The organism is Bacillus andreraoultii (genome assembly GCF_001244735.1).
GTDB classification, from domain to species: domain Bacteria; phylum Bacillota; class Bacilli; order Bacillales; family Caldibacillaceae; genus Caldifermentibacillus; species Caldifermentibacillus andreraoultii.
This window is the reverse complement of record NZ_LN868937.1, coordinates 2573568-2588871: the sequence shown is the minus strand read 5'-3', so window position 1 is coordinate 2588871 and position 15304 is coordinate 2573568. Positions and strand designations below refer to the sequence as shown.

Annotated in this window: 16 protein-coding genes; 14 read left to right on the top strand and 2 right to left on the bottom strand. The window is 34.5% G+C overall.

The genetic code is table 11. The features are described 5' to 3' along the window. The first annotated feature begins 281 nt into the window (after positions 1 to 281). Positions 282 to 2126, top strand: a complete 1845-nt coding sequence (locus BN2144_RS17595) for a monovalent cation:proton antiporter family protein (protein WP_033829528.1) — start codon at positions 282 to 284, stop codon at positions 2124 to 2126. A 108-nt stretch (positions 2127 to 2234) separates the two neighbouring features. Next, entirely contained in the window at positions 2235 to 3014 is a 780-nt protein-coding gene (gene fabI, locus BN2144_RS17590) for an enoyl-ACP reductase FabI (RefSeq protein ID WP_033829527.1), read from the top strand. 59 nt (positions 3015 to 3073) lie between these two features. Here fabI and BN2144_RS17585 read toward each other — a convergent pair whose 3' ends face one another. After that, a complete protein-coding gene (locus BN2144_RS17585) occupies positions 3074 to 4003 on the bottom strand; it encodes an endonuclease I family protein (RefSeq protein ID WP_082195290.1) in 930 nt (309 codons plus the stop codon). Positions 4004 to 4152: 149 nt separating this feature from the next. On the opposite strand from BN2144_RS17585, the gene BN2144_RS17580 reads away from it, so the two are divergent. After that, entirely contained in the window at positions 4153 to 5127 is a 975-nt protein-coding gene (locus tag BN2144_RS17580; protein ID WP_033829526.1) for a hypothetical protein, read from the top strand. Between the two features lie 146 nt (positions 5128 to 5273). Here the strand turns inward: BN2144_RS17580 and BN2144_RS17575 are convergent, their stop codons facing one another. After that, positions 5274 to 5828 carry a CotY/CotZ family spore coat protein gene (locus BN2144_RS17575; RefSeq protein ID WP_033829525.1) on the bottom strand — a complete coding sequence of 185 codons (555 nt, stop codon included), beginning with the start codon at positions 5826 to 5828 and terminating at the stop codon, positions 5274 to 5276. Between the two features lie 144 nt (positions 5829 to 5972). Here BN2144_RS17575 and BN2144_RS17570 point away from each other — a divergent pair, with 144 nt between their 5' ends. The 11 genes from BN2144_RS17570 to spoVAD all read left to right on the top strand — a co-directional run bounded on the left by BN2144_RS17570 (position 5973) and on the right by spoVAD (position 15032). After that, positions 5973 to 6332: a DUF1360 domain-containing protein gene (locus tag BN2144_RS17570; RefSeq protein WP_033829524.1), complete on the top strand. Its 360-nt coding sequence runs from the start codon at positions 5973 to 5975 to the stop codon at positions 6330 to 6332. A gap of 522 nt (positions 6333 to 6854) precedes the next feature. Beyond that, positions 6855 to 7088, top strand: a complete 234-nt coding sequence (locus BN2144_RS17565; protein WP_033829523.1) for a hypothetical protein — start codon at positions 6855 to 6857, stop codon at positions 7086 to 7088. Between the two features lie 220 nt (positions 7089 to 7308). Then, entirely contained in the window at positions 7309 to 8229 is a 921-nt protein-coding gene (locus BN2144_RS17560) for a glycosyltransferase (protein ID WP_033829522.1), read from the top strand. A 98-nt stretch (positions 8230 to 8327) separates the two neighbouring features. Then, a complete protein-coding gene (wecB, locus tag BN2144_RS17555) occupies positions 8328 to 9419 on the top strand; it encodes a non-hydrolyzing UDP-N-acetylglucosamine 2-epimerase (protein WP_033829521.1) in 1092 nt (363 codons plus the stop codon). Next, complete coding sequence (locus tag BN2144_RS17550; RefSeq protein ID WP_033829520.1) at positions 9412 to 10398, top strand: SDR family NAD(P)-dependent oxidoreductase; 987 nt, start codon at positions 9412 to 9414, stop codon at positions 10396 to 10398. The genes wecB and BN2144_RS17550 overlap by 8 nt, the downstream gene beginning before the upstream one ends. Continuing rightward, on the top strand, positions 10395 to 11246 hold the full coding sequence (locus BN2144_RS17545) for a dTDP-4-dehydrorhamnose reductase family protein (RefSeq protein ID WP_033829519.1): 852 nt from the start codon (positions 10395 to 10397) through the stop codon (positions 11244 to 11246). The genes BN2144_RS17550 and BN2144_RS17545 overlap by 4 nt, the downstream gene beginning before the upstream one ends. Beyond that, positions 11239 to 12147, top strand: coding sequence for an NAD-dependent epimerase/dehydratase family protein (locus BN2144_RS17540; protein WP_033829518.1), 909 nt, complete (start codon positions 11239 to 11241; stop codon positions 12145 to 12147). Before BN2144_RS17545 ends, BN2144_RS17540 begins: the two co-directional genes overlap by 8 nt. 4 nt (positions 12148 to 12151) lie before the next feature. Beyond that, positions 12152 to 12832 (top strand): glycosyltransferase family 2 protein, encoded by a 681-nt coding sequence (locus BN2144_RS17535; RefSeq protein ID WP_033829517.1) that lies wholly within the window; start codon positions 12152 to 12154, stop codon positions 12830 to 12832. 212 nt (positions 12833 to 13044) lie between these two features. Further along, complete coding sequence (locus tag BN2144_RS17530) at positions 13045 to 13521, top strand: hypothetical protein (protein WP_033829516.1); 477 nt, start codon at positions 13045 to 13047, stop codon at positions 13519 to 13521. Positions 13522 to 13536: 15 nt separating this feature from the next. Then, entirely contained in the window at positions 13537 to 14016 is a 480-nt protein-coding gene (gene spoVAC, locus BN2144_RS17525; RefSeq protein WP_033829515.1) for a stage V sporulation protein AC, read from the top strand. After that, positions 14013 to 15032 (top strand): stage V sporulation protein AD, encoded by a 1020-nt coding sequence (gene spoVAD / locus BN2144_RS17520; protein WP_033829514.1) that lies wholly within the window; start codon positions 14013 to 14015, stop codon positions 15030 to 15032. The genes spoVAC and spoVAD overlap by 4 nt, the downstream gene beginning before the upstream one ends. The last annotated feature ends 272 nt before the right edge of the window (positions 15033 to 15304 follow it).

Genomic DNA, 15304 nt, shown 5'->3' with positions numbered 1-15304 from the left:
GGTTATTCCTTATATTTTTTTCATCCCCGGGACACAATTCAATTAACATGAATTCCATTCCTTCTTTGCATGTGATTCATAAAGACTAAATCAATTTTGCTCCGTATATTGAATTCTATAAACATGAATTCCATTCCTCCTTTGTATAATGTAGTTCAAAAAGACGAGAACGGTTCTGCTCCATGAGAACTATATCATCAGTATATAATCATATTTCTTGCTGCACTTAAGTCAAAAATATAAACTAGTGGAAATTAACTTTTTCAGAAAGGAGCGTGCTTATGGAACACGGCACATCTGTTACATCTCTCGTTATAGTTATTATTGCTGCGTTTTTAACACCGATCATTTTACACCGATTTAAACTAAATATGATTCCAGTTGTAGTGGCAGAGATAATTATCGGTTTAATTATAGGTAAAAGCGGTTTTAACATTGTTCAACCAGATGATTGGTTAGAAATTTTATCAACACTCGGCTTTATTTTTCTAATGTTTTTAAGTGGTTTAGAAATTGACTTCCAAGCTTTTTCTTCTTCCAAAAAGGAAAAAAATAAAATGAATGGTCCAAACCCATTAACCGTATCATTCATTATATTTATAAGCATCTTTATTATTTCTTATGGCCTATCTTTTTTATTCGTTTTAGCTGGTTTTATTGATAGTGTCATGTTAATGACAATAATTATTTCCACTATTTCATTAGGTGTTGTTGTCCCAACATTAAAAGAAGAAAACTTAATGAAAAAAACGCTTGGACAAATTATTTTACTTGTTGCGGTTATTGCTGACTTAGCAACAATGATATTGCTTGCTGTTTTTGTTTCTTTTAATGATAGTGGAGATGGAAATACATGGCTATTGTTAGTTTTATTTGCGGTTGGTATCCTCCTTTATTTTGTTGGGAGAAGATTTAAAAACGGTAAGCTTATCAATTCATTATCAAAAGGAACAGTTCAAATTGGGACACGTGCAATCTTTACATTAATTATTTTCCTTGTTGCGCTATCTGAAACTGTCGGAGCGGAAAATATATTAGGAGCATTTTTAGCCGGTGTACTTGTTTCACTTCTAGCACCAAGTAAGGATCTTGTCGCACAATTAGATTCTTTTGGTTACGGGTTTTTAATTCCGATTTTCTTTGTTATGGTCGGTGTCGATTTGGATCTTTTGTCATTATTGAAAGATCCGAAAATGTTGACATTAATCCCATTACTACTGATTGCGTTATTTATTTCAAAGATGATCCCGGTATTGTTATTACGTAAATGGTATCGAATGAAGTCAACAGTCGCATCAGGTTTTTTATTAACATCTACACTATCACTTGTCATTGCTGCAGCGACGATTGGTGAAAAAATCGAGATGATTTCAAAGGAGATGAGTGGGACGTTAATTTTAGTTGCCGTCATCTCATGCATTATAGCACCAATGATTTTTAAAAAGTTTTTACCGAAACATGAAACAGAAGAGAAACAAATTACAGTTGCCATTATTGGTGCTAATCAATTAACGTTACCTGTTTATAAAGATTTAGCTTCATCTTTAATAATCCCAACTCTTTTCCATCGTAAGCAAGAAAAATTAGAAAAAGGAAAGAAAAGTGATTCGGTTTTTTCAATTGTAGAGCTGGAAGATTATAGTGAGGAATCATTGCAAAAGAATAATATTTTCAATTATGATGTGGTCGTTATTTCAACAGGGGATGAACAGTTAAATGCGAAATTAGCCATAGTTATGAAGGAACATGAAATGGAACGGGTAATTGCAAGAATAGAGAGTCCAGATTTAGAAGAGAAGTTACAAAAGTATCAAATTGAAATTTTCTCGGTTATTCAAACACAACATGTTTTACTACGGACATTAATTGAATCACCATCGATGATTGATCTTTTAACAAACAGAGAAACATCGCTTTATGAAATTAAAATTCGTAATCGTGAGTTTGACCATATGCCAATTCGTAAATTCCCGTTTACAGGTGATATTGTGTTTGTTCGAATTTTCCGTGGTAGTGAAACAATCATTCCTCATGGAGATACAGTATTAAGGGTAAATGATCGGCTCATCGTTTCCGGTACGAAAAAATATGCAAATGAATTAAAACGGGAATTAGAATTCAGCTGACAACAATTCTCTTCTTTTCAATTCTTAAAAAATATTGTAGTATTAGTAGTAGGTACTAATAACTTGTAATAATTTATTATTTAGAATTCGGAGCTAGGAGGAAGAGAAATGGTCTTATCTTTGAAAGGAAAAACGTTCGTCGTTATGGGTGTAGCTAATAAAAGAAGTATCGGTTGGGGCATTGCTCGTTCACTTGATCGTGCTGGGGCAAAATTAATTTTTACATACAACCAAGAACGTATGTATAAAAATGTTAAAGAACTTGTAGATACTCTTGAAGGAAATGATTCTCTCATTTTGCAATGTGATATAACCGATGATGAACAAATTAAAAATTGTTTTCAAAAAATTAAAAATCAAGTAGGTACGATTAACGGATTAGCTCATTGTATTGCATTTGCGAACCGAGAAGATCTTGAAGGAGAATTTGTAGATACTTCTCGTGATGGATTTTTACTAGCCCAAAATATTAGTGCGTTTTCGCTTGCTGCAGTAGCGAAAGAAGCAAGGCCATTAATGACAGAAGGCGGCAGTATCATTACCCTAACTTACTTAGGTGGAGAGCGTGTCGTTACGAACTATAATGTTATGGGTGTTGCGAAAGCTTCTTTAGAGGCATGTGTAAAGTATTTAGCGAATGACCTTGGAAAAGAAGGTATCCGGGTAAATGCGATTTCAGCTGGTCCAATCCGCACATTATCGGCAAAAGGAATTCGTGATTTTAATTCTGTTTTAAATCAAATTGAAGAAAAAGCACCGTTACGCAGAACAGTAACACAAGAAGAAGTAGGAGATACAGCTTTATTTTTATTCAGTGACCTTGCACGCGGTATTACAGGAGAAAATCTTCATGTTGACGCTGGTTTCCATATTTTAAGTGGAGTATAAATGAATAGAAAAAAATCCTTGTCAATGTTTGGCAAGGATTTTTACATTAACTTATGCATTTAAAGCTTCCCCCCCCATATACGATTAGCTAACATCGGATAATCGATAAATGGATTGCGATTTCCTTGGATTTGATAAATAGCAAGATTACGATGCTTTTCATAAGTCGTGACTGGAAATTGACTGTTCCATTGTTGCAGTATAGGGATATTAATTTTTTTCATTACTGATTTCTTTAAAACATCCGGATAACGGACTAAAAAGTAGAACATTGCTCTGGCAACTGTTCCTTTCCCATGTTCAGGTTCAAAGTACTCTTCAAAGCTTACACCACAATGATTTCGTATAGGCTCTTTCTCTGATTCAGGATTATAAAATTTATGATCACCGTAAGGATAATTTGATCTAAGCGTATTACAATCTGGATGACAGGCAAAGAGATGATGTAAGTCACCTTTCATTGGTTCTTCTGCATGATACCAACTTTGAGGCACAATATGTTCCGTATTAAACTTGTATTCTCGGTCAATGGATTTCATTTCTTTTACTATTTTAAGCTCATCTTTATTTGTGTTCATAAGTGTTTGAAATTGCGCATAACGTTCATTAATCGTGAAAAAGTCTTCTATTAAAAATTGCTGTGGTGATTTCTGCTCTCCAGAATATATACTCTTTATCGTCCCATCAGGTTGCAAGTCGACCCATGTATATAAGTATAAATCTTTGCTAATAAAATACGGAACTAAGTTATGATGGGTTTTCTTCAATTTGTTGTGGAAATGTATGAATAATTTTTTTCCTTCATGATGAAAATTCACCTTTCGATAATATTTTTTCTTTATCCGTTCGTCCTCGTTCTGATTGTAATATATCTTCTCATTTTCTTTTATTCTTTTAATATTATTATTCAAAAGTGAAAGAGAAGCGTTCTTTGCAACAATTCCTGGTTGTTCCAATTCGCTTACATGTATTTCTCGTAAATTTTCCATTAGCAAAAACACGCTCCCTCAAATTCAGAGTAAATCCTTATCTATATTTTACATGTTTAATATGAAAATTCCATTGAATAGGTAATTAACCGATTCATATTTTTTACATAAACATATAAAGACAGAATTTGTGCGAAAGGAGATTATTTATGAGTAATGAAAATAACAAAAATAAAATGCCTACGTACTTCGTGCAACAGCCAGACTATACAGTAGTAATCCAAGGAAACAATCAAAAGGAATACCGGTTTGTCATAAATGTTGAACCTGACATATCTGAATCTAAATTAATTCTTGATAAAGGATGCGATGTGGAAGGGAATAAGGGACAAAATAACATGCAAGAAGAGAAGTTAGATGAACCAATCACTGAATTAAAAGGAAATTCTAAAGATAAGAAAAGTGAAATCGAGTTTGAAAGTAATGAAGAAGAGTTGAGTATTGATGAGATTGCTCAAGAGAAAGAGCTCATGATTACACAAAATCATGCTACATTGCAGACGATAAGTGTAGAAGTTGATGTAAGAGATGATAACGAGGAAATAGTTAACGATGTAAATGATACAGAAAATAATGTACCAATTGAAAATATAATACAGACAAAAGCTAAAGAGACAGAATACTTACAGTTAACAGAGGAAATGAACGAAGAGAGTCTAGAGACTTATGATACAACAAACGAAAATAATGACATATACAGTGAAGATAATCAATTAGTGAAAGAGGAAATGGGCGAAGAGAGTCTAGAGACTTATGATACAACAAACGAAAATAATGACATATACAGTGAAGATGATCAAATAGTGAAAGAGGAAATGGACGAAGAGAGTATAGTTACTTATGATACAACGAACGAAAATAATGACATATACAGTGAAGATGATCAAATAGTGAAAGAGGAAAAAGAACATAGAAGGAAAATTAGGCAACTTGTTAAACGACTAGCCTTTTATCCGAGTGTGTTAGATCGACCGATTTGTGAAGCGAAAATTAATGGAGAAGTAGTAAACGTTCAGATTATTAGTAAGCGTGGAAATAAAGTGAGGATTAAAAAGGGTAGAAAGTTGGAATCGATTCATATTAATGAGATTGATGAACTAACCATTTTATCGAATAAGTTATAAAAAATAAATGAACTTGTATAAAAAGTGGAGTTGCCCGAATGTACCAAAATGATTTTGGATTTAGGAGCAACTCCATTTTTATTTGAATAAAAGAGGTGCTCCATTCATTGAAGCACATCTCTGTTACAAGAATATTTGATGGTAAATTAAGCATTGCTTTGACGATTTGTGATGGAATTCAGTTGGTCTGCTGATAATGGGAACCAAGAAGATGGTGTTGTGGCTGGATGGCAAGTCACACCACAGAAACAATTTAAGTCAACGGTAATGCAAATACCTGTGTTTGTGTATCCGAAAGCGTCAATTCCAGAAAACAAAAATTGTGCCTTTGCTGTTTGCGTCGTCCCTGGTTCAATGAAGTACCAAACTGGAGCAGCTTGTAGAAGTTCCAATGTTGCACAGCAAGTCTCTGGATCAACATCAACTACACGGAATGCGACACCTTCATAAACGTTCACACCACTACCACTTCTTCTTACACCTTTTCCAATAAAGTAGTCACAAGTACCTTTGCAAATTAATGAAACTGGAATTGTTGTGTACGTACTTGAGGTCGGTCCGCCGCACAATTCATCAAGGGCTGTAGAGCATCCACTTACACAGTGATTATTAGTCGGATCCACTTTTTCTTGGGCTTCTACAATATCAAGCAATATATCACAAACACAGTTGCTGTTAAATACATCATGTTCGCAACCCATTATTTTTCCTCCTCTTTTCAGAAATTCATATTCACTTACAGACTATGTAAGAAGAGTGATATCGGTATCGTTAAAACGCCCATTTTTTGGTTGAATTAATTATAAAGATAAGCCCACATTTATATATTAGTAAAGGTGATGATGATGAACCTTCAAATAGATCCATGGATATTTTGTTTAGTTGCATTGGCAGCATTTCGGTTAACAAGGTTAATTGTATTTGACAAAATCACAGAATTTCTACGTAGCCCATTTTTTTATGAGCTGGAAGAAGAAATCAATGGTGAAACAGAAATTTTCATTGTTCCAAAAGGAGATGGGATAAGAAAATGGATTGGCGAATTGTTGAGTTGTTATTGGTGTACAGGAATATGGGTCAGTATTTTTTTAATTCTTCTATATTATTATATTCCAAACATTGCTGAACCGATTATCGTTATACTGGCAGTAGCCGCTGTTGCAGCAATGATAGAAACAGTAATTAGTTGGTTTTTAGGGAATTAGCATGAACGTAATTTTTGTGTCTTTCGTAAACTATATAAAAAAGAAATGGGGATGAATATGAGACGAATGAAACTAGAGAAGTCAATGGAGTTAAAAAAAGAAAAATCAATGACGAAAAAGAAAAAGAATTGCGGTTGTGGAGGAAGACGGAGAAGAGCAAAAAATTCGTGATAATATGTTAATTATAACAAAAAACAAACATCCTTGATGAGTGCTAATCCCAGCACTCTTTTTTCGGCTAATAGGAAAGTATAAATTTTCCAATCTCTTTTTTCCTTGTGCGCATAAGCGCGAAAAGGAAGGCTTCGAGCATTGCATCGCATCCGAAAAAAAGCTATTTGGCGAATTCTAGTTTCGTGGTTGCCTAAAGGTTTTAGTGTCCCACGAGTCTTCTTGATTTTAAATAGATAAAAGCACAATTTAACGTACATTGACTATTACAAGAACAGATGTCCATTCAAAGATGAAGCAAATACATATATAAATATAGACAACATTATTAAATGGAGGAGGAATATAAGAATGTATGGACATTTGTTTCGCTTACGAGAATTAGGGTTGGTTATTGATACGGTTTATACACTTCCAATAAATGACGGAAATGAAACTGTTTTACATGGCGTTAAAGTAACTGAAATGACTCCATCATATGTAACTTTTACAAGAGCAACTTCTGCAGAGGCATCCCATACAACAATAGCTATAAAATCGATTGTCGCAATTGATCATCCACCACTACCACCGGTTCGGTTTTAAATGAATGTGAGCTCCCTTAAGGGGCTCTTTTTTCGGCTAATAGGAAAGTATAAATCTTTCCATTTCTACTTTCCTAATGCATAAGCACAGAAGAAAGACTTCGATAGCATGCCCCATAGCATAAAAAATTACTTTGGTGAACTAAAGGCTCTCCTCCCGCTAAAGAAATGAATCTTAAGATTTCTTTACTACCGTCAGATAGGAGGTTGTAGTTAAAGGAATGAACATTCTTTTTATAACACGTGATTTTACAAATCGTATAGAAAAAAGCAGTCAATATTTATTTGAAGAGTTAAGGAAATATGTGAATGTCGAAACATGTAATCAAGATGGTCACATTGTGGAAATATTACGTACCGAAAGAAGTAAACCAGATTTTATTTTACTTAACGATATGAAACCGGATTATTGTCCACATGTTGGTGGATTTAATGAAATCGATATCCCTGTTAGTGCTATTGTCCATGATTTAAAATATAAACCGAATCAACGGAAAAGATTTTATGAGCGAGAAAATATTCAATACCTATTTACTCATTATCGTGAGGCTTTTATTTCTCTTTTTCCTGAATTCATTCACCGAATGATTTGGTTTCCACATCATGTGCCGACGAATATTTTTAAAGACTATAAATTAACGAAGAACATTGACATTTTAATGATGGGGGCGATTTTCCCATGGCTTTATCCAAAACGAGCGAAATTTTATGAGCAATTAAAAGATCAACCGAACTTTGTGTATCATGCTCATCCTGGTTATCAACATATTCAAGACTTTGGGCGTGTATATGCCGGTGAAAGGTATGCTAGGGAAATAAATCAAGCAAAAATATTTGTTACTTGCGATTCGATCGAACATTTCCCTTTAATGAAATACTTCGAAGTGGCCGCTTGTAGAACATTATTACTCGCAACTCCATCGAAAGAGTTAACGGACCTCGGATTTATCGATGGTGAAACATTTGTAGCTGTAGATGAAAGTAATTTACAAGAAAAAGTAGCTTACTATTTAAGCAATGAAGAAGAGCGGAACAAAATTGTTACAAAAGGGTATGAAATGGTGCGACGCCGCCATTCAACAGGGAAGCGAGCAGTTGATTTACTTCAACATATAAGAGCAATTATTAGGAATATAGAGTAGCTCGTTAAGCTTTTTAAAATAGTCGTGCGTACTAGTCCGAATGAATACTGACAGAATACTATAAAGAGTAAAGATAAACAATATTAGGAAGTGTTTAAATGAGGATATTAACAATACTAGGAACAAGACCTGAAATCATTCGCCTCAGTCTCATTATTAAAAAATTAGATGAGCTATGTGACAAACATATTCTTGTTCACACAGGACAAAATTTCACGAAAAATTTAAGTGATATTTTTTTTGAAGAATTACAAATTCGTAAACCAGATTATCATTTATATAATGAAAAAAATACGTTAGGGAATCAATTGGCTACCATGTTTAACGGACTGGAATCAATCATTAAGTATGAAAAGCCAGATAAAGCATTAGTGCTTGGTGATACAAATAGTGCCCTTTCTTCAATCTTCCTAGAGCGAATGGGAATTCCTGTCATTCATATGGAAGCGGGAAATCGTTGTTTTGATCTAGAGGTTCCTGAAGAGAAAAATCGTCGGGTTATTGATTCGGTTTCGACAATTAATTTACCATATACACCAAATTCGCGCGAAAACTTATTGCGAGAAGGGTTTCCAAGTAATCGCATTATTGTCTCAGGAAATCCAATTTATGAAGTGTTAACTTATTATGAGCAAAAAATTAACGAGAGTAATATATTGAAAGACTTGAATCTTAAAACACGTGATTATTTTCTCGTTACGATTCACCGTGCTGAAAATGTTGATCAAAAACATCGTTTGCAAGAAATTTTTACAGGCTTACATGGTGTTGCAACAAACTTTAATAAAAGAATTATTTGTAGCACCCATCCCCGTACAAAATCAAAACTTACAACTTTAACAACTCATCAATTTCATCCAAGAATTGAATTCCACGAACCGTTTGGATTTTTTGATTTTATTCAATTACAAAAAAATGCTTATTGTGTCCTAACAGATAGTGGCACTGTCCAGGAGGAAAGTTGTATTTTTCATGTTCCTGCTGTAACGATACGGAATAGTACAGAACGTCCTGAAACGGTTGAATGCGGTAGTAATATTGTTTCAGGTATCGATGCGAAATCAATTTTAAAAGCTGTAAAGGTTATGGTAAATAAAAAAGCGGATTGGGATTTACCCATTGGTTATGAAGATCAACGAGTATCCGATAAAGTCGTTAAATTTATTTTGGGAGGTAAAGGAGTTGTTTGATGAACAAATTATACTTATCACAGGAGCAACCGGGTCTTGGGGACATGAACTTGTAAAACAATTATTAGCAAAAAACCCGAAAGAAATTCGTATATTTTCGAGAAATGAAGCAAGCCAAGTGGCGATGCAAAGAAAATTTAAAGATGATCGATTACGATTTATTATTGGTGACATAAGAGATAAAGATAGTATAGTTACTGCCTGTCATCAAGTTGACTTGTTATTTCACTTAGCAGCATTAAAACATGTTCCAGTTTGTGAAGATCAGCCGTTAGAAGCGTTAAAGACAAATGTAATTGGAACGCAAAATGTAATTGAGGCTGCCATCGTTAATGAAGTGAAAAAGGTTGTGAATATTTCTACAGATAAAGCAGCCAATCCGGCAAATTTTTACGGGATGACAAAAGCAATTTCTGAACAGTTAATTACGCATGCGAACTTACTAACCGAGAAAACGAAATTTGTTACAATTCGCGGGGGAAATGTTCTTGGAACAAGCGGCAGTGTTATCTATGTTTTTAAAGAGCAAATTGAAACAACAGGAAAAGTAAGTATTACCGATAAACGGATGACCCGGTTTTTCTTGACAATTGAAGAAGCGATTCAGCTTGTATTTAAGGCAACAGAATCAAGTGAAGGCGGAGAAATATTTGTTATGAAAATGCCGACTTGCCGAATAGTAGATTTAGCATACGTATTAATTGAGGAATCCCAACGGAAGGATGTAGAAATTATTGAGTTAGGTATTCGTCCTGGTGAAAAAGTTCATGAATTATTATTTTCCGAGAATGAGAGCTTAAATACGGTGATTTATGATGACAACTATTATGTCATTTTACCAACAAGACATTTTCCTAGTTTACAGGAAAAGTATCATGATTGCCCAATAGTTGAAACAAAGAGTTATAGTTCAAAAGATCATTTAATGACGAAATCAGAAATAAGGCAGCTATTAAAAAAAGGGGGGTTTTTACATTGAAACTCCTTGTTTTAGGTGGTCGTGGAATGGCTGGACATATGATTGTACACTATTTCCAAGAAAAGACCGATTTTGATGTACAATATACGACCCGTTCGAAAGAGGAAGGAATTTATTATGATGCAACAGATTTAGAAAGAGTAAAAGAAATCATTTTACAAGTTCAACCTGATTTTGTTATTAATGCGATTGGACTTTTAAATGACTTTGCCGCAAAAAAACAAATGGAAGCTATTCAAGTTAATAGCTTCCTTCCGCATTATATAAGTAAAGTTCTTGATATGCATGGTGGTAAGTTGATCCACATAAGTACAGACTGTGTATTTTCTGGCACTGTTGATGGGAAAATGCCTGCACCGAAAACGGAGGGGCGCTATAAAGAAACCGACTCCCCAGATGGTACAACGATTTATGCAATGACGAAAGCATTAGGGGAAGTTCAATCACCGAACCATATTACACTTCGAACGTCCATTATTGGTCCAGAATTAAAAGAAGGAATTGGTCTCCTGCATTGGTTTATGCAACAAAAAGGTGATATACAAGGCTATACAAAAGTGTTGTGGAACGGCATTACAACACTAGAATTAGCGAAAGTCATTGAATACGTCATAAATAATAATGGGCAAGGTCTCTACCATGTAGCCGCACCAGAAGTAATATCGAAACATGACTTACTAAAGTTAATCCAACAAATTTTCTCGAAAACCGATGTAGTCATCCACCCGTTTGATGAAGTTTTATTAGATCGGACGTTGAAAACTACGCGGCCTGATTTTACGTATTCGGTTCCAACTTACCAAAAAATGATTCGTGAACTTCATGATTGGATGAAGTATCATGAATGAGAAAACAATATTAATTACTGGAGCTAATGGTTTTACTGGCCGCCATGCATGTTGTTTTTTTTCAGAAAAGGGGTACAAAGTTGTTGGATTAGTAAGAAATTATAGTGATAAAGAGAGTTCAATAAATTATCAAGAATTTGAATGTGATTTGTCAGATGAAAGAGCAATTGAAGAAGTAGTGACTATTGTCCAACCTGATTATGTTTTACATGCTGCAGGAAAAAATGATGTGAAGGAATCGTGGGAAAATCCGCGTGAGTATGTAAAAGTAAATGTTTTAGCAACCGTCTACCTCCTTGAAGCAATTCGTAAGTTGAATAAAAAGGTAAGAGTTTTAGTTATCGGATCTGCCCTTGAATACAATCCACAAAATTCACCAAACCACCCGTATGGTTTGACAAAAACTTTCCAATCACTCATTGCAAAGTCTTGGAAAAATTTATTTCAACTTCCCGTTATTATTGCAAAACCGACAAATTTAATTGGACCAGGTCCTTCTAAAGGGTTTTGCGCACTTTTAGCCCAAAAAATATCTGGACTTGAAAAGGGGAATAAAGTTGAACTAATAAAAGTAGATGACCCGAATCAAAGGCGTGACTTTTTAAATATAAGGGATGCGATTTCTGCCTATGAAAAACTGTTGTTACATGGAGAAATTGGTGAAGTTTATCCAATTGGGACAGGGGATTATCGAACATTAACAGAAGTAATAAACACATACCAAGAATTAACAGATCTACCCGTACCTGTTCAATATGGAAAGCGATTTACCCAAAAAAGTGGCAGGCCAGTAACGAATGAAATGGATTTATCAAAGATGAATGAACTAAATTGGCATCCAAAGCATAATTTTCGTGAGTCATTGGAAGAAATATTGACTTATTATCGAAATAAAGAGTGATTCTATGGAACCGAAAGTATCAATTGTTATTCCGTTTTACAACTGCCCGTATATTAATGAAGCAATTACAAGCGTACTAGATCAAACGTATGAAAATAAGGAAATCATTGTCGTAAACGATGGATCAACGAACAATATTGAGAAAATAACCCCATTTTTACAACATATTCAATGTCTAGAAAAACCGAACGGTGGAACTGCGAGCGCTTTAAATTTAGGTATTCGTCATGCAAATGGAGATTATATTGCTTGGCTTAGTTCGGATGACTATTTTTTACCGGACAAATTAGAAAAACAAATTGATTTTATGTTAAAAAAACAGTTGAAAATTAGTTTTTCTCCATTTTACATCATAAATGAACGCCATGAAATCATTCACGAACCAATATTCCTTAAATTTTACAATAGCGAACAAATGAAGAGAGTTTTAAAAAGGCAGAACTTTTTAAATGGATCTACAGCAGTCATTCATAAATCAATATTTGAAGAAGTAGGTTATTTTAATGAAGCCCTTCTTTATACCCAAGATTATGAATATTGGTTACGCGTGTCAAAGCAATTTGAAATTGGCTATTTTGAAGTCCCTACTATCCATTATCGCGTGCATAAACAGATGGGAACAAAAAAAAATAATGATTTGATTAAAAAGGAAATTCAAATGGTCCAGAATAAATATGGACCGTAGATGGAAAACTGTCTCATTAATAGAGACGGTTTTTTAATGGTGAAATTTTCGGCTGTCGTGTTGAAGTTAGTCTTTCTACTGTCGAATTTCCCAGTTCCTATTGTTTATAAGTGTTTTCACTTGACCATTTATTTCCAATTCATAAAATGTGTAAATCAGCAAAAAATATAATGTACCAAAATTAGATAAATTACTTTTAGTGAGGTAACGAAATGAAGAGATGTTATTTATTTTTGCTAATAATTTTTGCTACTTTTTCGGCCACCGCTTGTAGTTCAGTTGATGACACAACGGAAACGAGAACGTCACTTTTGAAAACGGCAAATCCAAATCCGGTTGCAGTTAAGGAAACCACTTCAGAAGAACGATTAGTAGATGATATTAAAAAGACAGCATTATCGGTTAATGGAATTTATGATGTTGCAGTTGTAAAAGGGAAAGAGAAAGATTGTCTCGTTGGGTTTAAAGTTCGCCATCTAGAACGATTTCGTATGAAAAAAATTGAAAAACAGTTAACAGAGAAATTAGAGAAAAAATTTAGTGAATTAAATTTCACTGTATCTAGTGATTATAAAATTTTTCTTGAATCTGTTCGCTTAAATGAAAAAATAAAAAAAGATCATTTGTCCGAGGAAAAAAGAGAAAAGCGACTTCAAGAAATTATCAAATTAAGTACGGAAAAAACTTGATAGGAGAGGAATAATATGGGAAAGAACTCAAAAACACCAGAACAAAAGCAGTATGAGAAATTACAACAGAAACATGAAACAAAAAGGCCTGTATTACGGAATTGTATCGTCGCATTTTTGGTTGGGGGAACAATCTGCTTAATTGGACAAGCGGTAACATACTTTTATATTTACTTCTTTAATTTTACAGAACAAACAGCAAGTAATCCAACGGTAGCAACTATGATCTTTTTTGCTATGATTTTAACAGGCTTTGGTATTTACGATCGTTTAGGTCAATTTGCAGGTGCTGGAAGTGCTGTTCCTGTTACAGGTTTCGGTAATGCAGTAATATCAGCAGCAATTGAACATCGAACGGAAGGGTTTGTTCTTGGTGTGGGAGGTAATATGTTTAAATTGGCTGGTTCTGTTATTTTGTTTGGTGTTTTTTCTGCGTTTGTCGTTGCATTGATTAAAACAATTGTTATTCAATGGTTTGGAGGAGGATTCTCATGAATGTGGGGAAAGCAAGTTGGATTTTTGAAAATGAACCAGTTATTATTTCCACAGGAGTAACAGGTGGACCATTTGAAAAAAATGGAAAACTAGCAGAGGATTTTGACCTTTTACATGATGACCTCTGGATGGGAGAGGATTCTTATGAGAAAGCTCATTGCTTACTCATAGAAGAGGCTATCGAAATCGCGATAGAAAAGGCTGAGCTCAAAAAGGAAGATATTAAATTTATGATTGGTGGCGATTTAATTAACCAAATTACACCAACAAACTTTGCGGCAAGAACAGTAGAAATTCCTTTTTTTGGCTTATTTAATGCGTGTGCTACTTCAATGGAGGGATTAGCTCTTTCCTCCTTTATTATTGATCGCGATGGAGCGGACTACATAATAACAGGTGCTGCAAGTCATAATGCAACGGCGGAAAGACAGTTTCGTTATCCTACTGAATATGGTGGGCAAAAGCCACCAACAGCACAATGGACTGTCACTGGTGCAGGATTTGCAGTTATTGGAAAAAATGTAGCTAAATATGAAGATGTCCCGAGAATAACATCGGCAACCATTGGTAAAGTAATCGATATGGGGTTAAGTGATCCATTTAACATGGGAGGAGCTATGGCACCAGCTGCAGCAGATACGATCATAGCTCACTTTGAAGATACGGGTCGAAATTTTGATGATTATGATCTGATCGTAACAGGTGATTTAGGAAAAGTTGGGCGTGCCGCAGCAATAGATCTTCTTCATTCAAAAGGTGTACATATTCCCGAGGAGAAATTCCAAGATTGTGGCTTAATGATTTACAGCGAAGATCAAGAAGTAAATGCCGGTGCAAGTGGTGCTGCATCTTCATCAACAGTAATCTACGGTCATTTATTAAAACAAATGAAATATGGCTTTTATAAAAAAATATTATGTGTTGCAACTGGAGCATTACTGTCACCAATGACTGTTCAACAAAAAGAAACAATTCCATGTATCGCACATGCTGTAGCAATTGAGATGAACAAATAATGGAATCGGACATCTCAATAAATTTGAAAAGTTATGGGTAGTAAGGAAAGCGGTAATTTTCATTTGCAACAAAAATTAATGAAAACTAAAGGGACGTTAGAGCCTTTAGGAGCAAGCGAGAGACTAGAGTTCGCTTGATTAGAAAGAGAGTTTTTCGGCTTTGATGTAGCTACTAGAGCCTTCGCTTATGCGCACAAGGAAAGTAGAAATTGGAAAATTGATACTTTCCTATTAGCTAAGTTAAGACCTTCAGTTTTTAGCATTGAAAGGAG